Below are 22877 nucleotides of genomic sequence, written 5' to 3' on the forward strand. Positions count from 1 at the left end.
GCGGGGGTGGTCCGATGAGCGCCCACGAGGTCCGCGTCCGGCTGCTCGGCGGGTTCGGGGTGAGCGTGGACGGCGGTGCCCTGCCCGACGGCGGGTGGCGCCGGCGCTCCGCCGCGTCGCTGGTGAAGCTGCTCGCGCTCGCCCCCGGGCGCCGGCTGCACCGCGAGCAGGTGCTGGCCGCGCTGTGGCCCGGCACCGACCCCGCCGAGGCGGCGCCGCGGCTGCACAAGGCGGCCCACTACGCCCGGCGCTGGATGGTCGACGCGGGATCGCTGGTGCTGGCCGGCGAGCTGGTGGCGCTGTGGCCCGACGGCGAGGTCGTGGTGGACGCCGTCGCCGTGGAGGAGCGGGCCCGCCGCGCCCTGGCCGCCCGCGACGCCGGCCTCGCCGCGACCGCCGCCGACGCCTGGACCGGGGAGCTGCTGCCCGACGACCCGTACGAGGAGTGGGCCGCCGAGCCGCGCGACCGGCTGCGGCTGCTGCGCCTGGATGTGCTCCGGCTGGCCCGCCGGTGGGACGACGTGGCCGCCCTCGAGCCGGCCGACGAGCAGGCCCACGTGGAGCTCGCCCGCCGGCTGGCCGCGCAGGGCGACCGGGCGGCGGCGCTGCGCCAGTTCGAGCGGCTCGAGCGCGCGCTGCGCACCGAGCTCGGGGTCGACCTCTCCCCCGCCGCCGCCCGGCTGCGCACCTCGCTGCTGGCCGCGCGGGAGCCGCGGCCCGGCGACCTGGTGGGCCGCGACGAGGAGCTCGCGCGGGTGCGGGCACTGCTGGCCCGGGTGCGGCAGGGCACCGGCCGGGTGCTGTTCGTCTCCGGACCGGCGGGCGTCGGCAAGACGAGCCTGCTCGCGGCGCTGGAGGCCGAGGCCACCGACGCCGGCATGCGGGTGGGCACGGGGCTGGCCGCGCGCCTCGACGGCGCCTGGCCGTACGCACCGGTGCTGGAGGCGCTGGCCGACCTGTCCCGCCGGCACCCGGCCCTCCTCGACGGCCTCGACGACGCGATGCGGCAGGAGATCGAGCGGGCGCTGTCCGGCCGGGAGGGCGGGTGGAACGGCGTCGGCGGCCACCAGCGGCTGTTCATCGCCGCGGCCGAGCTGCTGCGGCTGGCCGCCGCCGGCGCCGGCGCGGTGCTGGTCGTCGACGACGCGCACGAGGCCGACGAGGCCAGCCTGCGGCTGCTGCACTTCCTCAGCCGGGCCACGGTGGGCGACCGGGTGGCCGTCGTCGTCGGCGCGCGGCCGGTCCCCGCCGGGGTGCTCGCCGACGTCCGCGGCTCGCTGCTCGGCCGCGGGAACGCCGGCACGCTGGACCTGGTGCCGCTGTCCCCGGCGGACGCGGTCGCGCTGGCCCGCCGGCACGCCCCGTCGGTCCCGGTGCCGGCGCTGCAGGCGGTGGCGGCCGCCGCCGGCGGGCTGCCCTTCGGCGTCGTCGAGGGGGCGCGGGCGGTGGCCGCCGACCCGTCCGCGGCGCCGGGGCACGCGGTGCTGCCGCCCGGGGTCCCGGTGGAGGTGCTGCGGGCGGTCGCGCCGGTCGCCGTCCTCGGGCCGTCGTTCGACACCGACGAGTTCGTCGAGTTGACCGGGCTCGGCGACGACGAGGCCTACGCCGTCCTCGACGCCGCGGTCGCCGCCCGGCTGCTGCGGCGCACGGCCACGGGGTTCTCCTTCGCGCACGCCCTGCACCGCGAGGCGCTGCTCGACCGGTTCGCCGGCCGCGGCGGCCGGCGGGGCGCGCACCGGGCGGCCGCGCGGGCGCTGCAGCGGCTCGGCCGCTCTCCCGGCCGGATCGGCCACCACCTCGTGCAGGCCGGCGCCACCGCCGAGGCCGTGCCGTGGGTGCTGCAGGCGGCCGAGACCGAGGCGGCGCTCGGCGCCTACCGCGACGCGCTGGCGACCCTGGACCGGGTGCGCGCGGCGGCCACCGGCGAGAACGCCGGCCGGCTGCTGGCGCTGCGCGCGGACCTGCTGAGCTCCTGCGGCGACCTGGCCGCCGTCGACGCCTACCGGGAGGCGCTGGCGGCGGTCACGACCGAGGGGCTGCGGGCGCGGGTGCGCACGCGGCTGGCCCGGGCGGCCACGCGGCACGGTGACCTCGACACCGCCGCGGCGGCGATCGAGGGCCTGCAGCCCGACGGCAGCAGCAACGACGGCGACCTCCTGGTCGCCCGGGCGCACCTGGCCTACTACCGCCGCGACTTCGCCGCCGCCGCCGACGCGGTGGACGAGGCCCGCCGCCGGCTGGCCCTCGGCGCCCCGGTCGACGGCCGGGTGTTCGACGTCGTGGCGCTGCAGGGCCTGCTCGCCCACCACCGCGGCGAGTGGTTCCAGCGGCTGCGCTCCGAGCTGCGGGTCGGGGTCTCGCGGCCGCAGTTCGCGATCGAGCTCTTCGACTCGCACCTGTGCGTCGCGGAGTACCTGCTGTACGGGCCGACGCCCTACGACGAGGTCCTCGAGCTGGCCGCCGACCTCCGGCGCACCGCGGAGCGGGCGGGCGTGGCCCGGGCGGTCGCGTTCGCGGTGGCGCTGCGCGGCGAGGCCGCCCTGCTCAAGGGCGACCTCGACCTCGCCGAGCGGGAGCTCACCGAGGCGGCCGACCTGCACCACGCCCTCGAGGCGCCCGGGGGCGAGGCGCACGCCCTGCAGCGGCTGGCCGAGGTGCACCTGCACCGCGGCGACGCGGCGCGGGCCGGCCCGCTGCTGCACCGGGCGGTGCCGCTGGCCCGCTGGTCGATCATCGGCCAGTGCCTGCTGCCCCGGATCTACGGCACGATGATCGACGCCGCCGGCGACGCCGAGGCCGCCGTCGCCGTGGTCGACCGGGCCGAGGCCACCCTCGGACCCAACAGCGACGACCAGTGCGGCTTCTGCGCGATCATGCTGGCCGCGCCGGCCGCACGAGCCCGCGCCGCCGTCGGGGACCTCCCGGGCGCGCGCCGGTGGCTCGCCGTGGCCGAGGCCAGCGGCTCGCACTGGGAGGGCACGGCCTGGGAGGCGGCGCTGATCGAGGTCCGCGGCGCGCTGGCGGCGGCGGAGCTGCGGCCGGTCGAGGCCTCGCGGCTGCTCACGTCCGCCGCGGCGCTGTTCGACAGCACGGGGCAGCCCTTCGACGCCGCCCGCTGCCGCACGGCGCTGGCCCCCGTCCCCGGCTAGGCCGGCGACAGCCGGACCGCGTCGAGCGCGGCCAGCGCGCCCAGCTCGTCGGCAGCCGTCCAGATCGCGCTGATCCGGCCGTCCCGCAGCGACAGGAGGTCGATCGCCCGCAGCTCCAGGTGCCGGCCGGTGGGCGCCAGCACGCCCGCTGCGGTGGCGAGCGGCCCCACCTGGCGGCCGCTGAGCCGGAAGGCCACGGCGACCTTGCCGTCGGCCCGGGCGACGTCCAGCACCTCGCGCTCGGGCCGGTCGAAGACCGCCTGCAGCGCCCGAGCCCGCCGGACGAGGTCGGCCGCCGACACCGCCGCCCCGTTCACCTGCACCGGGTCGGTGTAGAGGGCGCGGAAGGCGTCCTGCGCGGCGTCCTCGTCGTCCGGCAGGGGCTCGGTCCACAGGCGCAGCAGCCGGTCGACGTCGAAGGCCATGCGTCATCGTGCCCCGTCCGCGGCCAGCTCCGACAGGGTGACCGCGCGGTAGCCGCGGCGGGCCAGCTCCGGCAGCAGCCGCTCGGTCAGCGGCACCACGCGGGACCGCTCGTCGTAGCCCTCGTGCAGGACGACGACGGCGCCGGGCCGCAGCCGGCGCAGCACGAACGCCAGCTCGCGGTCGAGGTCGCGCACCTCGAGGTCGCGGACGGCGACGCTGCCCAGGGCCAGGCGGTACCCGACCTCCCGCGCCGTCCGGACCATGCCCGGGCGGACCCAGCCCGAGCCCGGCCGCACGAACCCCGGCCGCGCGCCGCACCGGCGCAGCACCGCGTCGGTGGCCCGCAGGTGCAGCCGGAACTCGGCGCCGCGCAGCAGCACGCTGGGGCGGTCCTCCCACAGGTGGTTGGCCACCTCGTGGCCGGCACGCACCAGCGCGGTCACCACCTCGGGGTGCTCCTCGGCCCGCGCACCGAGCGCGAAGAACGTCGCGCGGGCGCCGTGCCGCGCCAGGACGGAGGCCAGCGCCGGGGTCAGCCGCGGGTGCGGGCCGTCGTCGAAGGTGAGCGCCACCCGCCGCTGCCCGGTCGGGACGGCGAACAGCACCCGCCGCGACGTCCGGGCCAGGAGGCGCGCCAGCAGCGGTGACTGCCGGACCGCGCCCACCGCCAGCGCGGCCGCCGTCCCCCCGGCCAGCAGGGCGGCGCGCCGTCCCGTCACCGGAAACCTCCCACAACCACGCCGGCACGGTAGAGACTCCGCCCATGTCCAGCGACCTCGAGCGCCGCTCCCCGCCCTGCGCCCTCGTCATCTTCGGCGCGTCCGGTGACCTGACCGCCCGCAAGCTGCTCCCGGCGCTCGAGCGGCTCGCCGCCTACGGCGCGCTGCCCGAGGAGGTGTCGCTCATCGGGGTGGCCCGCACGCCGATGACCGACGACGAGTTCACCGCCTACTGCCGGGACAAGGTCGGGGCGACCGACAACCCGCGCTGGGCCGGGCTGCTCGCCGGCGCGCGGTACGTGCACGGCGGCTACGACGACCCGGCGACCTACGGCCGGCTGGCCGAGGTGCTCGGCGAGTGCGACCGCACGGCCGGGACGGCGGGCAACCGCGTCTACTACTTCTCCACCCCGCCGCGCCTGTTCGGGCCGATCGCGCTGAGCCTGGGCAAGGCGGGGCTGTCGGTCCCCGAGGGCGAGGCGTTCGTCCGCGCGGTGATCGAGAAGCCGTTCGGGTGGGACGAGGACAGCGCCCGCGACCTCTACGCCGACCTGTCGACGGCGTTCACCGAGGAGCAGATCTTCCGGATCGACCACTACCTGGCCAAGGAGACGGTGCAGAACCTGCTGGCGCTGCGCTTCGCCAACTCGATCTTCGAGCCGATCTGGAACCGCACCTGGGTCGACAACGTGCAGATCACCGTCGCCGAGACCCTCGGCGTGGGCGAGCGGGGCGGCTTCTACGAGACGACCGGCGCGATGCGCGACATCGTGCAGAACCACGTGCTGCAGGTGCTGTCGCTGTTCCTCATGGAGCCGCCGACGTCCTTCCACCCGGAGGCGATCCGCGACGAGAAGGTCAAGCTGCTGCGCGCCATCCGGCCGCTGGAGACCGAGGCCGAGATCGCCACGAGGGCGGTGCGCGGCCAGTACACCCGCGGCGGCACCCGCGAGGAGCTCATGCCCGGCTACCGGGAGGAGCCCGGCGTCGACCCGCTGAGCTCCACCGAGACCTTCGTGGCGATGCGGCTGGAGGTGGCGAACTGGCGGTGGAACGAGGTGCCGGTCTACGTGCGCACCGGCAAGCGGCTGCCGGCGCGGGTCACCGAGGTCGCGATGGAGTTCCACCGGCCGCCGCAGCTGCCGCTGTTCCCGGGGACGAAGGGCGACATCGAGCCCGACGCGCTCATCGTGCGGGTGCAGCCGGACGAGGGGCTCTCGCTGCGCTTCGGCGCCAAGGTGCCCGGGCACGCGTTCCGGGTGCAGAAGGCCTCCATGGACTTCTCCTACGAGAGCTTCGAGCAGCAGTCCATCGACGCCTACGAGCGGGTCATCCTCGACGCGCTCATCGGCGACCCGACGCTGTTCATCCGCGCCGACGAGGTCAGCCGCTCGTGGAAGATCGTCGACCCGGTGCTGCAGTACTGGAGCCAGGACCCGCACCCGATCCCGCTCTACCAGGCGTCGACGTGGGGGCCGACGGAGGCGGCGGCGCTGATCAGCCGGGAGGGCCGCCGCTGGCGCTCGCTGTAACGGTCAGTCGCGCGGCCGCGGGGTGACGTCGCGGGCGCTGTCGAGGACGTGCCCGTCCTCGCACGTCAGCGCCAGGTGGACCGGGGCGCCGCAGTCGCGGTGCCGCAGCTCCATCATCCCGGGGCCGTCGTCGAGCCAGCGGTCGCCCCACTCCATGAGCGCGACGAGCGTCGGGTAGAGGTCGATCCCCTTGCGGGTCAGCCGGTACTCGTGGCGCTGCCGCTCGCCCTCGGCCTGGTAGGGGACCCGCTTCAGGATCCCCTGGTCGACGAGCGTGGCCAGCCGGTCGGTGAGCACCGCCCGCGGCGCGCCCAGGATGCGCTGGAAGTCGGCGAACCGGCGGACGCCGAGGAACGCCTCGCGGAGCACCAGCAGGCTCCACTTCTCTCCGACGACGGCCAGCGTCCCGGCGACCGAGCACCGGGACCGGTCCAGCAGCAGCTCGCTCACGCCTCCAGCATAGAACCCCTGAGTTCACTTGACGAACCCCGAAAGGAGGAGCAGAGTTCGTCACACGAACTCAGGAGGTCCCGATGGAGATCGCGGTGGCGACCCGGCCCGTGCAGCCCGACGACCTGCCCCTGTTCCTGCGGCTGTGGCCGCGGCTGTCGCCCGAGACCCGGTACCGCCGCTTCCACGCGCCGGTGCACCGGTTCCCTATGTCCTTCGTGCGCCACCTGGTGCAGGTCGACCACGACGCCCGCGAGGCCGTGGTCGCCGAGGTCGGCGGCGAGGTGGTCGGCGTCGCCCGCTACGACCGCTCCCCCACCGACCCGGCGTCGGCCGAGTTCGCCGTGGTCGTGGAGGACGCCTGGCAGGGCGTCGGCGTGGGCCGGCAGCTGCTGCGCGACCTCACCGAGCTCGCCGCCCGCCGCGGCGTGCGCGAGCTGACCGCCACCGTCCAGGCCGACAACGACCGGATGCTGCGCCTGATCCGCCGGCTGCTGCCCGGCGCCGCGTTCGACGAGGACGACGGCGTCTTCACGGTGCGCAGCCGCATCGACTCCCCCGCGCCGGCCGTCGCGGTCGGCTGACCACCCGAGAGGAAACCGCCATGTCCCGCCTGCACGACCGCATGTCCCGCGCCCGCGCGACCCGCCGGATGCTCCGCGACGAGCGCGCCCTGCGCCAGCTCATCGCCGACGCCCCGACGCTCGAGTCGGCGCACGAGATCACGTCCCTGCTCACCCGCCGCTGAGGTCCGCAGCGCGGCTCACCCGCCGCCGAGCGCGCGCCAGGCGCCGGCGATCGCGGCGACGGACCGGTCGACGTCGTCCTCCGTCGTGGCGGCGCTCGACACCGAGATCCGCATCAGCCGGGTGCCGCGCCAGGTGGTCGCCCCGGTCCAGCACTCCCCCGACCGCTGGACCTCGGCGACCACCGCGTCGGTGGCGGCGCCGTCGTCGCCGAACCGGACCAGCACCTGGTTGAGGACGACGTCGTTGACGACCGTGACCCCGTCCAGCGACGACAGCCGCTCGGCGAACCGGCGGGCCCGGGCGCAGCACTGCTCGACGACGCCCGCGACGCCCGACCGGCCCAGCTCGCGCAGCGCCGCCCAGGTGGCGAAGCCGCGGGCCCGCCGGGACGACTCGGGCACGAAGTCCGCCGGGTGGCGGACGGCGCCCTCGCCCTGGCCGGTGAGGTAGGGGGCGGTGAACCACATCGCCGCCCGGTGGGCGGCCGGGTCGGCGCAGAAGGCGTACCCGCTGTCGTAGGGCACGTTGAGCCACTTGTGCCCGTCGGTCCCCCAGGAGTCGGCGCCCTCGACCCCGGCCACGAGGTGCCGGGTCGCCGGGCTGGCCGCGGCCCAGAGGCCGAAGGCGCCGTCCACGTGCACCCACGCCCGGTGCCGGTGCGCCACGTCGACGGCGGCGGCGAGGTCGTCGCAGGCGCCGGTGTTCACGTTGCCCGCCTGCAGGCCGACCACCGTGGGCCCCGCGGGCAGGTCCGCGAGCGTGCGCGCCAGTGCGTCGACGTCGATCCGGCCCTGCGCGTCGGCGTCCACCGGGACCACCGCGCCGGTGCCCAGGCCGAGCAGCCGCAGCGACCGGTCGACCGTCACGTGCCGCTCCACCGAGGCGACCACCCGCACCGGCGGGGCACCGGCCAGGCCGTCCCGCTCGACGTCCCACCCGGCGTCGGCGAGGACGCGGTGCCGCGCGGCGGCGAGCCCCACGGTGTTGGCGCCCTGCGCGCCGGTCACGAAACCGACCGACGCCGACGGCGGCAGCCCGAGCAGGTCGGCCAGCCAGCCGCCGGCGACCTCCTCGGCCACCGCGGCCGCGGGCGAGCTCACCGCGTTGAAGGCCGGCTGGTCCCAGGCGGCGGCCAGCATGTCGGCCGCCGTCGCCGCCGGCAGGGCGCCGCCGATGACGAAGCCGAAGAACCGCGGCCCCGCCGTCGCCACCAGCCCGGGCTCGATCGCGGCGACCAGGTCGCGCACGACGTCCGCCGGGTCGGCCGGCCCGTCGGGCAGGGCGCCGAGGGCCGTCCGCACCCTGGCCGCGGCCTCCGGCGGCGGCGCCACGGGACCGTCGGCGAGGCCCGCCCGGTAGGCCGCTGCGCGCTCGGCGACGTCGGTGAACAGGGTGCGCAGGTCCGTCACCCGCCGCAGGGTTCCACGACTCCGTCCGCCGCTCCAGACTGCAGCCCATGACCGTCGCCGTCGGCACGATGCTCCCCGACTTCTCCGGCGCCTCGCTCCCCGCCCGGCGCGCGATGGTGGCCGCGCTGGAGGACGCCGGGGTCGACCACCTGGCGATCGGCGACCACGTCAGCTTCTTCGGCGGGCACGGCTTCGACGGCCTGCTCCAGGCCGCGCACCTGCTCGCGCTGACCGAGCGGCTGCCGGTGCACATCGGCGTCTACCTGCTCGCGCTGCGCCACCCCGTGGTCGTCGCGCGCCAGCTCTCGGACCTGGCGGCGCTCGCGCCGGGCCGGCTGGTGCTCGGCGTGGGCATCGGCGGGGAGGACCGCCACGAGTTCGAGGTGTGCGGGGTGGACCCAGCCACCCGCGGCCGGCGCACCGACGAGGCCCTGCAGCTGCTGCGCCGGCTCTCGACCGGCGCGGCGGTGACCAGCGAGGGGCCGTGCTTCCCGGTGGTCGACGCGCGGGTGCTGCCGCCCTGGGACGTGCCGGTGGTCGTGGGCGGGCGGTCGGAGGCCGGCGTCCGGCGGGCCGCGCGCCTCGGCGACGGCTGGCTCGGCATCTGGGTGTCCGCCCGCCGCTACGCCCAGGTGACCGAGCAGGTGGCGCAGCTCGCCGCGGCCGACGGGCGGGGCGAGGTCGCCTGGCGGCACGGGCTGCAGGTGTGGTGCGGGTTCGGCGCCGATGCCGGGGACGCGACGCCGCCGCTGGCCCGCGCCATGGAGCAGCTCTACCAGCTGCCCTTCGACGCGTTCGCCCGCTACTCGCCGGCCGGCAGCCCCGAGGACGTCGCCGCGTTCCTCGCGCCCTACGTCGAGGCCGGCTGCCGCAGCTTCAACCTCATCCCCCGCGCCGCCGACCCGGAGCGGGCGCTGGCCGGCGTCGCCGAGGTCCGCCGGCTGCTGCAGAACTGACGGTGGGTCTCCCTAGCGTGCCCGCCGTGACCTCTCCCGACCCCGTCCTGGCCCGCATCGGGTCCGCCGTCGAACTGGGCGCCACCGACCGCGCGGCCGCCCGTGCCGAGTTCACCGCGATCTGGGACGAGCTCGGGCCCGCCGGCGACCCCCTGCACCGGGTGGCCGCGGCCCACCACGCCGCCGACGTCCAGGACGATCCGCGCGCGGAGCTCGCCTGGGACGAGCGGGCACTGGCGGCCGCCGACGCCGTGACCGACGAGCGGGCCGCCGCGGCCGGGGTCACCTCGGCGGTCGCCGCGTTCCACCCCTCGCTGCACCTCAACCTCGGCGAGGCGCACCGCAAGCTCGGCGACCTCGACGCCGCCCGGCACCACCTCGAGCGCGGCCGGGCGGCGGCCGGCGCCCTGCCCGACGACGGCTACGGGGCGATGATCCGCGGCGGGCTCGACGGCCTCGCCGCCCGGCTGGAGGTCACGCCGTCCGGGGGTGGGTGAGCCGGAGGTCGAGCTCCCGCCCGCATCGCTGGACGAGGCATGGGGGGTGTGGACCCGCACCCGGTCGGCGGGTCATCGTCAACCGGTGGTTGACGGTGCCGGAACGTCAACCTACGGTTGACGACATGACCCAGCCCGCGCCGTTGTCCCAGGCCGTCCGCCTGGACGACCTCATCGCGACGATCACCAGCGCCCACCAGGACCCGCTCGAGCAGCTGACCGACGCCGTCCTGCTGGCCGACCACATCGGCGAGGTCGCCGACTCGCTCATCGGCCACTTCGTCGACCGCGCCCGCCGCACCGGCGCCTCGTGGACCGAGATCGGCGCCAGCATGGGCGTCACCAAGCAGGCGGCCCAGAAGCGGTTCGTGCAGCGCGCGGGCGCCGAGACCGCCGCGCTCGACCCGAGCGCCGGGTTCGGCCGCTTCACCCCGCGCGCCCGCAACGTCGTCGTCACGGCGCAGGACGAGGCCAAGGCGCGCCGCCACGACCGGATCACCGCGGGCCACCTGGTGCTCGGCCTGCTGTCGGAGCCCGAGGGCCTGGCGGCCAGGGCGATCGTGGCCCAGGGGCTCGCGCCGGACCGGGTCCGCGAGGTCGCGGAGCGCACGCTCGGCCCGGCGGTGGCGGAGGTGCCGGAGATGGTGCCGTTCGACGACCACGCCAAGTCGGTGCTCGAGGGCACGTTCCGCGAGGCGCTGCGCCTCGGGCACAACTACATCGGCACCGAGCACGTCCTGCTGGCCCTGCTCGACGCCGAGGACGGCACCGGCGTCCTGGCCGGCCTGGGCATGGACCGCGCCCGCGCCGAGGCCGACATCGCGGCCGCCCTGTCCTCGATCGCGAAGGGGGCCCGGCAGCAGGGGTAGTGCCGTGTGCCACCGTGTCCGGCTGTGACCGCGGTCCTCTCCATCCAGTCGCACGTCGCCTACGGCCACGTGGGCAACTCGTCGGCCGTCTTCCCGCTGCAGCGCCTGGGCATCGAGGTGTGGCCGGTGCACACCGTCCAGTTCTCCAACCACACCGGCTACGGCCAGTGGCGCGGGCGGGTGTTCGACGGCCAGGCGGTCGAGGAGATCGTCGAGGGCATCGCCGAGCGCGGCGTCCTCGGCACGTGCGACGCCGTCCTCTCCGGCTACCTCGGCTCGGCCGACATCGGGCACGCCGTCGTCCAGACCGTGCAGAGGGTGCGGGCCGCCAACCCGGCCGCGGTCTACTGCTGCGACCCGGTGATCGGCGACGTCGGCCGCGGGGTGTTCGTGCGGCCGGGCATCGAGGAGCTGCTGCGGGAGGTCGCCGTCCCGGCCGCCGACCTGGTCACCCCCAACCACTTCGAGCTCGACCTGCTCGCCGGGACGACGACCCGCACGCTCGCCGAGGTCGAGGACGCCGTCGCCGCGGTGCAGGCGCTCGGCCCGCGGGTCGTGCTCACGACGTCGCTGGTCACCGACGACACCCCCGACGACGCGGTCGACCTGTTGGCGTCGGAGGGCGGCCGGCACTTCCGGGTGCGCACCCCGCGGCTGGGCGTCTCGGTCAACGGGGCCGGCGACGCGATCGCCGCGCTGTTCCTGGCGTCGTGGCTGGAGACCCGCTCGGCCGCCGAGGCGCTGGGCCGCGCGGCCGCCTCGGTGTTCGGGCTGCTCGCGCGCACCGAGGCGGCGGGCTCCCGGGAGATCCTGCTCGTGGCCGCGCAGGAGGAGTTCGCGGCGCCGTCGCGCACCTTCGACGTCCACGAGGTCTGAGACGCCCCCCACCGGGGTAGTGGAAGGCCACGCGACCGGTCGAACCAACGCGCCGACGCTCCGCCTCCTGGAAGTGCCTCCATGCCGACCGTTGCTGACCAGGTCTCCGACCTCGACCGCCGCATCGTGACCGCCTACACCGACCTCAACGTCGCCCGCGCGCGGTTCTACCTCGACCCCTGCGGTGAGGTCGTCACCGCCTGCGAGCAGGCGGAGGCGACGGTGAACGAGCTGCTGGAGCAGCGGTTCGCCATGACCGGCGGGACGCCGTCCACCCGGCTCCAGGCCGCCTGACCCGCCCTACGGCTGCGCCACCCGCGCGAACGCCGCCGCGGGGTCGCCGCCGCAGGCGAGCACCAGGGACAGCAGCACCCGGGCCTTCGGCCCGTCGAGGAACCCGGCCGGGACCAGCCCACAGGCCAGCAGGTCGGTCTCCGACCCGGCGAAGCCGTAGGTCGAGCGCAGCACCTCACCGGCGCCGGTCCGCCCGGCGAGCACCACCGGGACCTCCGCGGCCAGCGCCGTCAGCGCCGGCACCCAGGACGACGGCACGTGCCCGCCGCCGAACCCGGCCACGACCAGCCCGGCGTAGCCGGCCGCGCGCGTGGCACCGAGCAGCCGGCCGTCGTCGCCCGCTGTCGCGGTCACGAGCGCGACCGGCGGCACCGGCCCGGGCGCCGGGTCGACCACCGGCGGCAGGGGCGGCGGCCGCAGCGCGATGCGGCAGCGCCCCTCGGCCACCCAGCCGACCGGCCCGGCCGTCAGGGAGGTGAAGGCCCCGGTGCGCTGCGCGTGCGCCTTGCGGACGAAGCGGGCCGCGTGGACCTCGTCGGCGGCGACCACGAGCGCACCCAGCCCCGCCGCCGCCGGGTCGGCCGCCACCGTCACCGCGGCGTGCACGTTCGCCGGGCCGTCGGCACCCGGCAGCCCCGGGTGGCGCATGGCGCCGGTCAGCACCATCGGCCGCTCGCCGCGCACGAGCAGGTCGAGGGCGAAGGCGATCTCCTCCAGGGTGTCGGTGCCCTGGACGACGACCACCCCGTCGGCGTCGTCGGCCGCGAGCGCGGCGGCCAGGCCCACGGCGTCGTCCAGCGTCAGCTCCCCGGACGGCACCTGCCGGAACGCCACCGGGTCGACCCGCGCGACGTCGGCCAGGCCGGGCACGGCCGCGAGCAGCTCCGCGGCGCCCAGCCGCGGCGCCACTCCCGTGCCGCCGCCCGGCACCGAGGCGATCGTGCCGCCGAGCGAGTAGAGGGAGACCCGGCGCCGGGTCACCAGCGCTCGTCGTCGCGGACGACGTGGACGGCGGCCTCCTCGGCCGACGCGCCGGCGCCGTCGATCCCCTCGTCCTCGGCCCACAGCTCGGCCTCGTCGTCGCCGTACCCGTCGTCGCCGGCCGCGAGCCGCCCGGCCCGGTCGTCGCCCACCTCGTCGTCGCGCAGCTCCCCGTCGGTGCCGACGACGTCGCCGAGACCGTCACCGTCGTCCTCGGCCGGCCCGTCGGGCAGCTCGCGGGCGAGCCGGCCGTCGAGGCTCTCCCCCGCCTCCTCCTCGGCCTGGGTCATGCCGAAGTCCGTGGACGCCACCGCGGTGTCGCGCGGCGAGTAGCCGCGGTCGAGCACGTCGCCGTACGAGTCGTCCTCCAGGACGTCCTCGGGCTCGAGCAGCCCCGAGGCCTCCTGCGCGTCGGTGTCGTCCTGGCCGCGGTAGCCACCCATGCCTCGTTCTCCTCCCCGGCCGCCCCCCCGGGGGGGACGGCGTCAGCCGATGCGCTCGGACAGGTGCACGGTCACCGTGTCCCCCGGCTCCTTGCCGATCGCGCGTCGCACATCGTTGCGCACCGGCAGTTTGTGCGTGCCGTCGCCCAGCGCCATGAAGGAGCTGGAGAACGGGTGGCCGTCGACGGTGCCCCGCACCTTGACCAGGCCGCGGGTGCCGAAGAACTCGGCGGAGCCGTCCATCTGCACGTACGTCCAGCCGCCCTTGCTGGGGCTCTTGAGCAGTTCTGCGGTGAAGGTCGTGTCCAGCGGTCCGGTCGTGGCCATGGTCGCCGTCCTCTCGTGAGGTGCCTGCACGGTGCTCGACCGCCCGGCCCACCGGAACTCATCGCGGGCCCGCGGTGGCCGCCCCCCCGCGCGGTACGGAAGGCTCACCACCAGGAAGACGAGACGGAGGAAGCATGCCGATCAGCGAGACCCCGGAGTGGCGGGCACTGGCGGAGCACCACGGGCAGATCCGGGACCGCCACCTCCGGGAGCTGTTCGCCGAGGACCCCGGCCGCGGCACCGCCATGACCGCCCGCGCCGGCGACCTGACCCTCGACTACTCGAAGAACCGGCTGACCGGCGAGACGATCCGGCTGCTCGCCGCCCTCGCCGACGCGGCCGGCCTGCGCGAGCGCACCGAGGCGATGTTCGCCGGCGAGCACATCAACTCCACCGAGGACCGCGCGGTCCTGCACGTGGCGCTGCGCGACCCCGCGACCAGCGGCGCCACCGTCGACGGGCAGGACGTGCGGGCCGACGTGCACGAGGTGCTCGGGCGGATGGCCGGCTTCGCCGACCGGGTGCGCAGCGGGGCGTGGACCGGGCACACCGGCGAGCGGATCCGCGCCGTGGTGAACATCGGCATCGGCGGCTCCGACCTCGGCCCGGCCATGGCCTACCTCGCGCTGCGCGACTACTCCGACCGGTCGCTGACCTTCCGGTTCGTCTCCAACATCGACCCGACCGACCTCGCCGAGGCAACCCGCGACCTGGACCCCGCGACGACCCTGTTCGTCGTCGCCTCAAAGACCTTCACCACGCAGGAGACGCTGACCAACGCCCGGGAGGCCCGCCGCTGGCTGGTGGAGGGGCTCGGCGGCGACGACAAGGCGGTGGCCAAGCACTTCGTGGCGGTCTCGACCAACGCCGCCAAGGTGGCCGAGTTCGGCATCGACACCGACAACATGTTCGGGTTCTGGGACTGGGTCGGCGGCCGGTACTCGTTCACCTCGGCGATCGGGCTGTCGCTGATGGTGGCGATCGGGCCCGAGCGCTACCGGGAGCTGCTCGACGGGTTCCACACGGTCGACGAGCACTTCCGGACCGCGCCCTGGGAGGAGAACCTGCCGGCGCTGCTCGGGCTGATCAGCGTCTGGTACGTCGACTTCTTCGGCACCCAGAGCCAGGCGGTGCTCCCCTACTCGCAGTACCTGGCGCGCTTCCCCGCCTACCTCCAGCAGCTCTGCATGGAGTCCAACGGCAAGTCGGTCACCCTCGACGGCTCCGCCGTCGACGTCGCCACCGGCGAGATCGTCTGGGGCGAGCCGGGCACCAACGGTCAGCACGCCTTCTACCAGCTGCTCCACCAGGGCACCGTGCTGGTGCCGGCCGACTTCATCGGCTTCGCCCAGCCCAACCACGACCTCGACGGCATGCACGACCTGTTCCTGTCCAACTTCCTCGCCCAGCCGCGTGCCCTGGCCTTCGGGCGCACGGCCGAGGAGGTCGCGGCGGAGGGCACTCCGGCGGCCGTCGTGCCGCACAGGGTGATGCCGGGCAACCGCCCGTCCAACGCCATCGTCGCGCCGAAGCTCACGCCGTCGACGCTGGGCCAGCTGGTCGCCGCCTACGAGCACCGGGTCTTCACCCAGGGCGTCGTCTGGGGCATCAACAGCTTCGACCAGTGGGGCGTCGAGCTCGGCAAGGTGATGGCCAACCAGCTGGCACCGATGCTGCAGAGCGAGCAGGCGCCGGAGTACGACTCCGACCCGAGCACGAACGCGCTGGTCAAGTACCTGCGCGAGCACCGGGGGCGGCCCGCCTGATCCACACGGGGTGATCAGACGCGTCGCAGCCGACGCACAGCGGGGCGGCCGGCGGTTCCCCCGTGCGCGGGAACCGTCGGTACCGGCCGCTGGCACCCGCTGCGGCGGTCACGCTCGCCGGCGGGTCGATCGCCGTGGTCGTCCGGGACCCGGACGGCGGCGTCCTGGCCGACGGGCGGGTCGTCGTCCTGCTCGGCGACTTCCCGGACGCGACGACGTGGGCGCGGTGCTCGCCGGGAGCTCGTGAGCACTCGGCATGCGCACCATCCCGACCGGAATGGTGTGCTTTGTGGTAGGAAGTCGTCGTGGTCCCCCCGACGCTGAGCCGGCGCCTGCAGGTCGACCTCGTCCGGGTGCCCGCGGGCTGCTGTCGGCCGGCCTGACCCCGCCGCCCGCCAGCTCCGCAGGAGGACCCGTCATGACGCTCGCACCGGTCACCCCGCTCCGCCGTCCCGTCGCCCTTCCCGCGGTCGCCGACCCCGCCGACCGACCGGTCGCCGTCCTGGTGCTCACCGAGGACGGCCGGCTGCTCTGCTCCGACCCCGACCGGGTCGTCGACATCGCCGCGGCGCTGCACGGGCTCGCGCGGCGGGACGAGACGCCCACCGACCCCGCGGTGATCCGGCTGGGCCGGCTGGTCGTCGAGCCCGACGCGTACACCGCCCTGGTGGCCGGTCGCCGGGTCCCGCTGACCGCCCGCGAGTTCGAGCTGCTGCGGGCGCTGGCCCGCGCCGCCGGCCGCACGCTCAGCCGCGCGCAGCTGATGCGCGAGGTGTGGCCGGCCGCCGAGGGGGCCGCCGGCCGCACGGTGGACGTGCACGTCACCCGGCTGCGCCGCAAGCTCGGCCCCGCTGCCGCCCAGCTGAGCACCGTACGGGGCGTCGGGTATCGGCTCGACCCGTCTTGATTTCGGGGCACCGGGACCAAGGGCCCTGCCCCGAAAAGTCGATCCCCGGCACTCTGTGCGCCGTCGGGCTCCGCAATCGGCTCGCCGGCGTCGCCGGGTCGCTCCCGTCTCCCCCCGTCCTCCCCCACTCCTGCACGTGGAGGTCGTACATGCCCGCTGTCGTGGTGGCCGAACGGACCACGACCGGTCGTACCGAACCGAACGTCGTCGCCGATCCCCTGGCGACCTTCCCCCGGAGGATCCGCGGCCACGGCGCCGACGGTCGGCCGTGGGAACTGCTCACCAGCCGTTCCGGCGTGGAGGTCGTGACCCCCGCGGGGCGGCTCGCCGAGGCGCAGGTGAGCGACGAGCCCGAGCGCGTGGTCCTCGACTTCCGGGCCGACCTCCCCGGCCTGCCCGGCGACATCGCCGCGAGCCTCGTCGGGCAGGCGTTCGCCCACCCGGCCGTGCGCAGCCGGCGGCCGGTCCTGGTCGCCCTGCCGCGCGGCGAGAGCGCGGTGCTCGAGGAGGTCCTCGCCCGCACCGACGGCGGCTGCCGGGTCGCCGGCGTGACCTGCCTGGTGGAGGGGCGGGTCCGCACCCCTCGCTGACCTGTCCGGCATGGACCGCCCCAGCCTTTCCCCACTAACTTGATCGGGTCGGACGCGTCCGTCCCGCGCCAGGTCAGAGGAGAAGCTGCGATGAGCGAGCACGACCACCACCGGCACCACGACGGTGGGCACGAGAACCACACGTCCGACCCGACCTTCTACCGCACCCCGTCCGACGCGATCGCCGCGCCGACCGAGCAGCTGGCGTACGTGGTCGCCTTCGACCGGGCCGCGCAGAAGCCGGATGCGCTGACCGTCGTCGACACCGACCCCGGCTCCGGGACCTACGGGCAGATCGTGGGCTGGGCCGACCTGCCCACCGTCGGCGACGAGCTGCACCACTTCGGCTGGAACGCCTGCTCCAGCGCGCTCAAGCACGAGGGCCACGACATGGGCGAGGACGGCCTGCAGCGGCGCTACCTGCTGCTGCCGGGGCTGCGCAGCTCGAACATCCACGTCTACGACACCCGGCCGGACCCGCGGAACCCCGTGCTGCACAAGACCATCGAGGCCAAGGAGCTGGCGGAGAAGGCCGGCTACTCGCGCCCGCACACGCTGCACTGCGGTCCCGACGGCGTCTTCCTCACCTGCCTGGGCAGCGGGGACGGCGACGAGGGTCCCGGCGGCATCGCGCTGCTCGACCACAGCACCTTCGACGTGCTGCGGGCGTGGGAGACCGACCGGGGGCCGCAGTACCTGGCCTACGACGCCTGGTGGCACCTCAACCAGAACGTCCTGGTCTCCAGCGAGTGGGGCACGCCGTCGATGGTGGAGAACGGGCTGGTCCCCGAGAAGCTGCTGGCCGGCGAGTACGGCCACAAGCTGCACTTCTGGGACCTGGCCGAGGGCCGGCACCTGCAGGAGGTCGACCTCGGTGCCGAGCACCAGATGGTGCTGGAGCTGCGGCCCTCGCACGACCCCGAGGCGACGTGGGGCTTCGTCGGCGTCGTCGTCTCCACCGCCGACCTGTCGGCGTCGGTGTGGCGCTGGTTCCGCGACGGCGAGGAGTGGAAGGCCGAGAAGGTCATCACCATCCCCGCCGAGCCGGCGGACCCGGCCGACCTGCCGCCGGCACTGGCCCCGTTCGGCGCCGTCCCGCCGCTGGTCACCGACATCGACCTGTCGGTCGACGACCGCATGCTCTACGTGTCCTGCTGGGGCATCGGGGAGCTCAAGCAGTACGACGTCTCCGATCCGGCGCACCCGCGCGAGGTCGGCTCCGTGCACCTCGGCGGCGTGGTGCGCCGGACGCCGCACCCGGCCCGCCCCGACTTCCCGCTCGCCGGCGGGCCGCAGATGGTCGAGGTCAGCCGCGACGGGCGGCGGATCTACGTCACCAACTCGCTCTACGGCGCCTGGGACGACCAGTTCTTCCCCGACGGCTGCGGCTCGTGGATGGCCAAGATCGACACCGACCCGGCGACCGGCGGGCTCACCCTCGACGAGCGGTTCTTCCCGCACGGCGACGACTGGCGCGGCCTGCGCCCGCACCAGACCCGCCTGCAGGGCGGCGACGCCTCGAGCGACTCCTACTGCTACCGCTGATCGGGCCTTCCGCCGCACGAGATCTGCGATCTCGTGGCCTCCCCGGCCCGGGAAGCCACGAGATCGCAGAAGTCGCCGGGCCTCAACCCATCGCGGTGACCTTGCAGGGGGCACCGCAGCGGTCGTACGTCGTCCACCCGCCGACCTGGCGACCGCGGTCGAAGTGCCCGGAGCGGAGCGTCGTCCCGTCAAGGCGGAACCACTCCCAGCAGCCGTCGGGCTGCCCGCCGACGACCCGCCCCCGCGCCCGGAGGGAGCCGTCGCGGTGGTGCTTCCTCGTGCCGCCCGTCCTCGCCGAACTCCGCCCGTGGCAGGCCCGGGAGGATGCCGGCCGACCACCGGAAAGCGTCGGTACCCGCCGTTAGCGTCGCGGGCATGACGGCTCCGAGGACCTATCCGCACGGGGTGACCTGCTGGATCGACACCGAGCAGCCCGACCTCGACGCGGCCGCCGCGTTCTACTCCGGCCTGTTCGGCTGGACCCTCACCGACGCGGTGCCGCCGGAGGCGCCCGGCTCGTACCTCGTCGCCACGCTCGACGGGCAGGACGTCGCGGCGCTCGCACCCGCCGCCGACGCGCAGGCCCCGGCGTGGAACACCTACGTCGCCGTCGACGACGCCGACGCGACCGCCGCGGCGGTGCAGACCGCCGGCGGCGTCGTCGCCGTCCCGCCGGCGGACGCCGGCCCGGGCGGCCGGATGGCGGTGTGCGCCGACCCGCTCGGCGCGGAGTTCCGGCTGTGGCAGGCCCGACGCCGGCCGGGCGCCCAGCTGACCAACGCGCCGGGGACCTGGAACTTCAGCGACCTGCACGCCCCCGACCGGTCGACCGCGATGGCGTTCTACCGGCCGTTGTTCGGCTGGCGCGACGTCGACATGGCGATGGACGCCGGGACGATGCTCCAGGTCCCCGGCTACGGCGACCACCTGGCGGCGACCGTCGACCCGGGCATCCACGAGCGCCAGGCGTCCGCGCCGCCCGGGTTCGCCGACGTGATCGGTGGGCTCCTGGTCAGCGGTCCCGGGGAACCGGCGCACTGGCACGTCACCTTCAGCGTCGCCGACCGCGACGGGAGCGCCGCCACCGCCGAGCGCCTGGGCGCGACCGTGCTCGCCCGCGACGAGAACCCGTGGACCCGCACCGCGCTGGTGCGCGACCCGCAGGGCGCCGAGTTCACCGTCAGCCAGTTCACCCCGCCGGACGACTGGTGACGACGACGATGCCGGCCGGGTCGCAGGTCGAGGTGCCGGGCGCCCTGCGCTGGGCGGTCACCGACGGCGCCGCGGGCACGCACGCGGTGCCCGCGCCGGACGACCGCGAGGACGCGCGGCAGGTGCGCGAGCACTACCGGGGCGCCTTCTGGTGCAGCACCGAGGCCGGCGGCTGCGGCGGCCGGCTGCAGCTGGTGGTCGCCGGCCGGCTCCCCCGGTTCCGGCACGTCGACGACGGGCATTGCCGCTTCGCCGACGGCGGCGCCGACGCCGCCCTCGCCTACGAGCACCTGCGCTACCAGCGCGCCGTCACGGCCTGGCTGGCCGCGCAGGGCCACCGCGGACGGGTCGAGAAGGTCCGCCGCCCGGACGGCCGCACCGACCTGCACGTCGTCGTGGACGGTCTCGCGGCCGCCGTCGAGGTCCAGCTCTCGCCGCTGCCCGACACCGCCTGGCGGGAGCGCGACGACGCCGCGCGCGCCCGGTTCCGGCAGGTCACCTGGCTCTACGGTCCCGCAGCGGAGGCCGCCGCGACCACCGAGGCGGCGGTGCGCGGGGTCGCCTTCGCGCTGCGCCGCCAGGGCGCCGGCCTCGCGGTGGGGGTCCGCGACGTCGACGGCCGGACGCGCTGGGTGCGGCTCGGCGCCTGCCGGTTGGGCGCCGAGGGGTTCGTCGCGCCGGGCGTCGAGGAGGCCCGCGCCCTGCACGCCCGGCGCGCGGACGAGCGGGCGCAGGTCGCCCGTCGGGCGGCCGGACGCCGGCGGGGCGCGGCACGGGAGTCCTGGGCGGAGCCGATGCTGCCGCTGCCGTTCGCGGGCTGAGGGTGATCGTCCGAGCGGACGAGGAGCGGGGGCCTGTTCGTCCTCCCACTTGAACGTATAGCGCACCCCGGGGCTTGCGGCAAGACCCGGGACGGGCCGCAGAATCGCCGGCCGAGGCCACCGCCTCGAGCCCGCGAGTCGCGAGGGAACTCCTTGATCACCACCGCTTTCGCCCTTCCCGACAACCTCTCCGCCAAGGCCGACCCGGCGCTGATCGCCGACGACGAGCAGCACTTCGCCGCGGTCGCCGAGAGCCTCGACCGGTCGATCGCCGAGCTGTCCGACCGCCTCGAGACCGAGCGCCGCGCGCAGGGCCGCGGCGGCCAGGCCGCGCTGGACCGGGACCTGGAGGTCCACCGGCTCACCGCCCGCCTGCGCACCCTGCGCCGGTTCGGGCTCGACCTGTGCCTCGGGCGCATGGTCGGCGCGGACGGCGCCGAGCCCGTGTACGTCGGCCGGCTCGGGCTGACCGACAGCGACGGCCGCCGGCTGCTCGTCGACTGGCGCTCGCCGGCCGCCGAGCCGTTCTTCGGCGCCACCCACGCCTCCCCGATGGGGCTGGCGAGCCGCCGGCGCTACCGGTGGACCCGCGGGCGGATCACCGACTACTGGGACGAGGTGTTCACCCCCGACGGGCTGGTCGCGCATGCCGCGCTCGACGACCAGTCCGCGTTCATCGCCAGCCTGGGCAGCAGCCGCTCACCCCGCATGCGCGATGTGCTCGGCACCATCCAGAGCGACCAGGACGCGATCATCCGCGCGGGCTCGCAGGGCGCGCTGGTCGTCGACGGCGGCCCGGGCACCGGGAAGACCGTCGTCGCGCTGCACCGCACCGCCTACCTGCTCTACGCCGACCCGCGCCTCGGGCACCACCGCGGCGGCGTGCTGTTCGTCGGGCCGCACCAGCCCTACCTGGCCTACGTCTCCGACGTCCTGCCCAGCCTCGGCGAGGAGGGCGTGCAGACCTGCACCCTGCGCGACCTCGTCCCCGAGGGCGCCGCCGCCGCGGCGGAGCGGGACCCGCGGGTGGCCGCCCTGAAGTCGTCGGCGGACATGGTCGCGGCCGTCGGGACGGCCGTCCGGTTCTACGAGGAGCCGCCCGCCACGGGGATGACGGTCCCCACCCCGTGGGCCGACGTCCGGCTCACCGCCGACGACTGGGCGGAGGCCTTCGACGCCACCGACTCCGGGACGCCGCACAACGAGGGGCGCGAGCAGGTCTGGGAGGCGCTGCTGTCGATCCTCGTCGACAAGCTCGACGCGGACGACGACGTCCCGGACGACGCGGTCCGCCGGTCGCTGGCCCGGGACCGGGAGCTGCGGGCGACCCTCGACCGGGCCTGGCCGCTGCTGGAGGCGGCCGACCTCGTCGGCGACCTGTGGTCGGTGCCGGCGTACCTGCGGACCTGCGCCCCCTGGCTGGCGCCGGACGACGTCCGGGCCCTGCAGCGGGCCGATCCGCACGCCTGGACGGTGTCGGACCTGCCGCTGCTCGACGCGGCCCGGCAGCGCCTCGGTGACCCGGAGGCGGCGCGGCGCAGGCGCCGGCAGGAGGCCGCCGCGGCGGTCGAGCGCGAGCGCATGGCGGGCGTCATCGACGAGCTGATCGCGGCGGACGACTCGGAGCTGCTGCTGATGACGAGCCTGCGCCACCACGACCTGCGCGACGCCCTGGTCGACGAGGCAGCGCTGCCCACCGCCGACCCCGACGTGCTCGCCGGCCCGTTCGCGCACGTCGTGGTGGACGAGGCGCAGGAGCTGACCGACGCGGAGTGGCAGATGCTCCGGCTGCGGTGCCCGTCCGGGAGCTTCACGATCGTCGGGGACCGCGCGCAGGCCCGGCACGGCTTCCCGGAGTCGTGGCAGGAGCGGCTCGGGCGCGTGGGACTGGACCGGATCGGCCTGGCCTCACTGACCATCAACTACCGCACGCCGGCGGAGGTCATGGCCGAGGCCGAGCCGGTCATCCGGGCCGCGCTGCCCGATGCCAACGTGCCGACCTCGATCCGCAGCAGCGGCGTCCCCGTCGTCCACGCGTCGGTGTCGGAGCTGCACTCGGGCCTCGACGCCTGGCTCGCCGAGCACGCCGAGGGGACGGCGTGCGTGATCGGCGGCCCGGCGTTCCGGGCGACGCCCCGGGTGCGGTCGCTGACCCCGGTGCTGGCCAAGGGGCTGGAGTTCGACCTCGTCGTCCTCGTCGACCCGCAGGACTTCGGCGAGGGCATCGAGGGAGCGGTCGACCGCTACGTCGCCATGACCCGGGCGACCCGGCAGCTCGTCGTCCTCACGAGCACGGCCGGCTCGAGCTGACGACGTGCCACTCCCCCGAGGCGGTCAGCCCGCAACCGGAGAACGCGCC

23 protein-coding genes are annotated in these 22877 nt (G+C 76.0%); 16 read left to right on the forward strand and 7 right to left on the reverse strand.

Annotation, left to right across the window (positions count from 1 at the left end):
* The first annotated feature begins 14 nt into the window (after positions 1-14).
* A complete protein-coding gene (locus ACI797_RS14620; protein ID WP_456859415.1) occupies positions 15-3149 on the forward strand; it encodes an AAA family ATPase in 3135 nt (1044 codons plus the stop codon).
* Here the strand turns inward: ACI797_RS14620 and ACI797_RS14625 are convergent.
* Both ACI797_RS14625 and ACI797_RS14630 read right to left on the reverse strand, forming a co-directional pair.
* Entirely contained in the window at positions 3146-3574 is a 429-nt protein-coding gene (locus tag ACI797_RS14625) for an ester cyclase (RefSeq protein WP_456859416.1), read from the reverse strand. The genes ACI797_RS14620 and ACI797_RS14625 overlap by 4 nt on opposite strands.
* A 3-nt stretch (positions 3575-3577) precedes the next feature.
* Complete coding sequence (locus ACI797_RS14630) at positions 3578-4294, reverse strand: polysaccharide deacetylase family protein (RefSeq protein ID WP_456859417.1); 717 nt, start codon at positions 4292-4294, stop codon at positions 3578-3580.
* 44 nt (positions 4295-4338) lie between these two features.
* On the opposite strand from ACI797_RS14630, the gene zwf reads away from it, so the two are divergent.
* Entirely contained in the window at positions 4339-5826 is a 1488-nt protein-coding gene (zwf, locus tag ACI797_RS14635) for a glucose-6-phosphate dehydrogenase (protein WP_456859418.1), read from the forward strand.
* A gap of 3 nt (positions 5827-5829) precedes the next feature.
* On the opposite strand, the gene ACI797_RS14640 is transcribed toward zwf, so the two are convergent.
* Positions 5830-6276: a winged helix-turn-helix transcriptional regulator gene (locus ACI797_RS14640; protein ID WP_456859419.1), complete on the reverse strand. Its 447-nt coding sequence runs from the start codon at positions 6274-6276 to the stop codon at positions 5830-5832.
* Between the two features lie 83 nt (positions 6277-6359).
* On the opposite strand from ACI797_RS14640, the gene ACI797_RS14645 reads away from it, so the two are divergent.
* Positions 6360-6860, forward strand: coding sequence for an N-acetyltransferase family protein (locus tag ACI797_RS14645; RefSeq protein WP_456859420.1), 501 nt, complete (start codon positions 6360-6362; stop codon positions 6858-6860).
* A 20-nt stretch (positions 6861-6880) separates the two neighbouring features.
* Positions 6881-7024 (forward strand): hypothetical protein, encoded by a 144-nt coding sequence (locus ACI797_RS14650; protein WP_456859421.1) that lies wholly within the window; start codon positions 6881-6883, stop codon positions 7022-7024.
* Positions 7025-7039: 15 nt separating this feature from the next.
* Here the strand turns inward: ACI797_RS14650 and ACI797_RS14655 are convergent, their stop codons facing one another.
* A complete protein-coding gene (locus ACI797_RS14655; RefSeq protein ID WP_456859422.1) occupies positions 7040-8434 on the reverse strand; it encodes a pyridoxal phosphate-dependent decarboxylase family protein in 1395 nt (464 codons plus the stop codon).
* Between the two features lie 47 nt (positions 8435-8481).
* On the opposite strand from ACI797_RS14655, the gene ACI797_RS14660 reads away from it, so the two are divergent.
* From ACI797_RS14660 to ACI797_RS14680, 5 genes are all read left to right on the forward strand, one after another.
* Positions 8482-9390 carry an LLM class flavin-dependent oxidoreductase gene (locus ACI797_RS14660; protein ID WP_456859423.1) on the forward strand — a complete coding sequence of 303 codons (909 nt, stop codon included), beginning with the start codon at positions 8482-8484 and terminating at the stop codon, positions 9388-9390.
* A gap of 26 nt (positions 9391-9416) precedes the next feature.
* A complete protein-coding gene (locus tag ACI797_RS14665; protein ID WP_456859424.1) occupies positions 9417-9887 on the forward strand; it encodes a hypothetical protein in 471 nt (156 codons plus the stop codon).
* Positions 9888-10012: 125 nt separating this feature from the next.
* The gene (locus ACI797_RS14670; protein WP_456859425.1) at positions 10013-10756 is read left to right on the forward strand and encodes a Clp protease N-terminal domain-containing protein; all 744 of its coding nucleotides are present in this window, start codon (positions 10013-10015) and stop codon (positions 10754-10756) included.
* Between the two features lie 24 nt (positions 10757-10780).
* Entirely contained in the window at positions 10781-11632 is an 852-nt protein-coding gene (pdxY, locus tag ACI797_RS14675; protein WP_456859426.1) for a pyridoxal kinase PdxY, read from the forward strand.
* Between the two features lie 81 nt (positions 11633-11713).
* Positions 11714-11926, forward strand: coding sequence for a hypothetical protein (locus ACI797_RS14680; protein ID WP_456859427.1), 213 nt, complete (start codon positions 11714-11716; stop codon positions 11924-11926).
* A 6-nt stretch (positions 11927-11932) separates the two neighbouring features.
* Here the strand turns inward: ACI797_RS14680 and ACI797_RS14685 are convergent, their stop codons facing one another.
* The 3 genes from ACI797_RS14685 to ACI797_RS14695 are packed head-to-tail and all read right to left on the reverse strand — an operon-like array spanning position 11933 to position 13677.
* The gene (locus ACI797_RS14685; RefSeq protein ID WP_456859429.1) at positions 11933-12907 is read right to left on the reverse strand and encodes an asparaginase; all 975 of its coding nucleotides are present in this window, start codon (positions 12905-12907) and stop codon (positions 11933-11935) included.
* Positions 12904-13350, reverse strand: coding sequence for a DUF5709 domain-containing protein (locus ACI797_RS14690; protein WP_456859430.1), 447 nt, complete (start codon positions 13348-13350; stop codon positions 12904-12906). Before ACI797_RS14690 ends, ACI797_RS14685 begins: the two co-directional genes overlap by 4 nt.
* Positions 13351-13392: 42 nt before the next feature.
* On the reverse strand, positions 13393-13677 hold the full coding sequence (locus tag ACI797_RS14695; RefSeq protein ID WP_456859432.1) for a DUF1905 domain-containing protein: 285 nt from the start codon (positions 13675-13677) through the stop codon (positions 13393-13395).
* Between the two features lie 134 nt (positions 13678-13811).
* Between ACI797_RS14695 and pgi the strand changes: the two genes are divergently transcribed.
* The 7 genes from pgi (at position 13812) to helR (ending at position 22828) form a co-directional block, all read left to right on the forward strand.
* A complete protein-coding gene (pgi, locus tag ACI797_RS14700; RefSeq protein WP_456859433.1) occupies positions 13812-15443 on the forward strand; it encodes a glucose-6-phosphate isomerase in 1632 nt (543 codons plus the stop codon).
* A gap of 418 nt (positions 15444-15861) precedes the next feature.
* Positions 15862-16350, forward strand: coding sequence for a winged helix-turn-helix domain-containing protein (locus ACI797_RS14705; protein ID WP_456859434.1), 489 nt, complete (start codon positions 15862-15864; stop codon positions 16348-16350).
* A 149-nt stretch (positions 16351-16499) separates the two neighbouring features.
* Positions 16500-16940, forward strand: coding sequence for a hypothetical protein (locus ACI797_RS14710; RefSeq protein ID WP_456859435.1), 441 nt, complete (start codon positions 16500-16502; stop codon positions 16938-16940).
* 90 nt (positions 16941-17030) lie between these two features.
* A complete protein-coding gene (locus ACI797_RS14715; protein ID WP_456859436.1) occupies positions 17031-18485 on the forward strand; it encodes a selenium-binding protein SBP56-related protein in 1455 nt (484 codons plus the stop codon).
* 375 nt (positions 18486-18860) lie between these two features.
* Positions 18861-19697, forward strand: coding sequence for a VOC family protein (locus ACI797_RS14720; protein WP_456859438.1), 837 nt, complete (start codon positions 18861-18863; stop codon positions 19695-19697).
* Positions 19694-20518, forward strand: a complete 825-nt coding sequence (locus tag ACI797_RS14725; protein WP_456859439.1) for a competence protein CoiA family protein — start codon at positions 19694-19696, stop codon at positions 20516-20518. The genes ACI797_RS14720 and ACI797_RS14725 overlap by 4 nt, the downstream gene beginning before the upstream one ends.
* A gap of 153 nt (positions 20519-20671) precedes the next feature.
* A complete protein-coding gene (helR, locus tag ACI797_RS14730; protein WP_456859440.1) occupies positions 20672-22828 on the forward strand; it encodes an RNA polymerase recycling motor ATPase HelR in 2157 nt (718 codons plus the stop codon).
* Positions 22829-22877: the final 49 nt, after the last annotated feature.

It is taken from the genome of Geodermatophilus sp. SYSU D00691 (assembly GCF_054050275.1).

Coding starts and splice junctions, on each gene's coding strand:
- ACI797_RS14705 (WP_456859434.1), top strand. CDS start 15,862: ATGACGCTCGCACCGGTCACCCCGCTCCGCCGTCCCGTCGCCCTTCCC.
- ACI797_RS14670 (WP_456859425.1), top strand. CDS start 10,013: ATGACCCAGCCCGCGCCGTTGTCCCAGGCCGTCCGCCTGGACGACCTC.
- pgi (WP_456859433.1), top strand. CDS start 13,812: ATGCCGATCAGCGAGACCCCGGAGTGGCGGGCACTGGCGGAGCACCAC.
- ACI797_RS14650 (WP_456859421.1), top strand. CDS start 6,881: ATGTCCCGCCTGCACGACCGCATGTCCCGCGCCCGCGCGACCCGCCGG.
- ACI797_RS14720 (WP_456859438.1), top strand. CDS start 18,861: ATGACGGCTCCGAGGACCTATCCGCACGGGGTGACCTGCTGGATCGAC.
- ACI797_RS14715 (WP_456859436.1), top strand. CDS start 17,031: ATGAGCGAGCACGACCACCACCGGCACCACGACGGTGGGCACGAGAAC.
- ACI797_RS14620 (WP_456859415.1), top strand. CDS start 15: ATGAGCGCCCACGAGGTCCGCGTCCGGCTGCTCGGCGGGTTCGGGGTG.
- zwf (WP_456859418.1), top strand. CDS start 4,339: ATGTCCAGCGACCTCGAGCGCCGCTCCCCGCCCTGCGCCCTCGTCATC.
- ACI797_RS14690 (WP_456859430.1), bottom strand. CDS start 13,350: ATGGGTGGCTACCGCGGCCAGGACGACACCGACGCGCAGGAGGCCTCG.
- ACI797_RS14660 (WP_456859423.1), top strand. CDS start 8,482: ATGACCGTCGCCGTCGGCACGATGCTCCCCGACTTCTCCGGCGCCTCG.
- ACI797_RS14625 (WP_456859416.1), bottom strand. CDS start 3,574: ATGGCCTTCGACGTCGACCGGCTGCTGCGCCTGTGGACCGAGCCCCTG.
- ACI797_RS14680 (WP_456859427.1), top strand. CDS start 11,714: ATGCCGACCGTTGCTGACCAGGTCTCCGACCTCGACCGCCGCATCGTG.
- ACI797_RS14710 (WP_456859435.1), top strand. CDS start 16,500: ATGCCCGCTGTCGTGGTGGCCGAACGGACCACGACCGGTCGTACCGAA.
- ACI797_RS14695 (WP_456859432.1), bottom strand. CDS start 13,677: ATGGCCACGACCGGACCGCTGGACACGACCTTCACCGCAGAACTGCTC.
- ACI797_RS14645 (WP_456859420.1), top strand. CDS start 6,360: ATGGAGATCGCGGTGGCGACCCGGCCCGTGCAGCCCGACGACCTGCCC.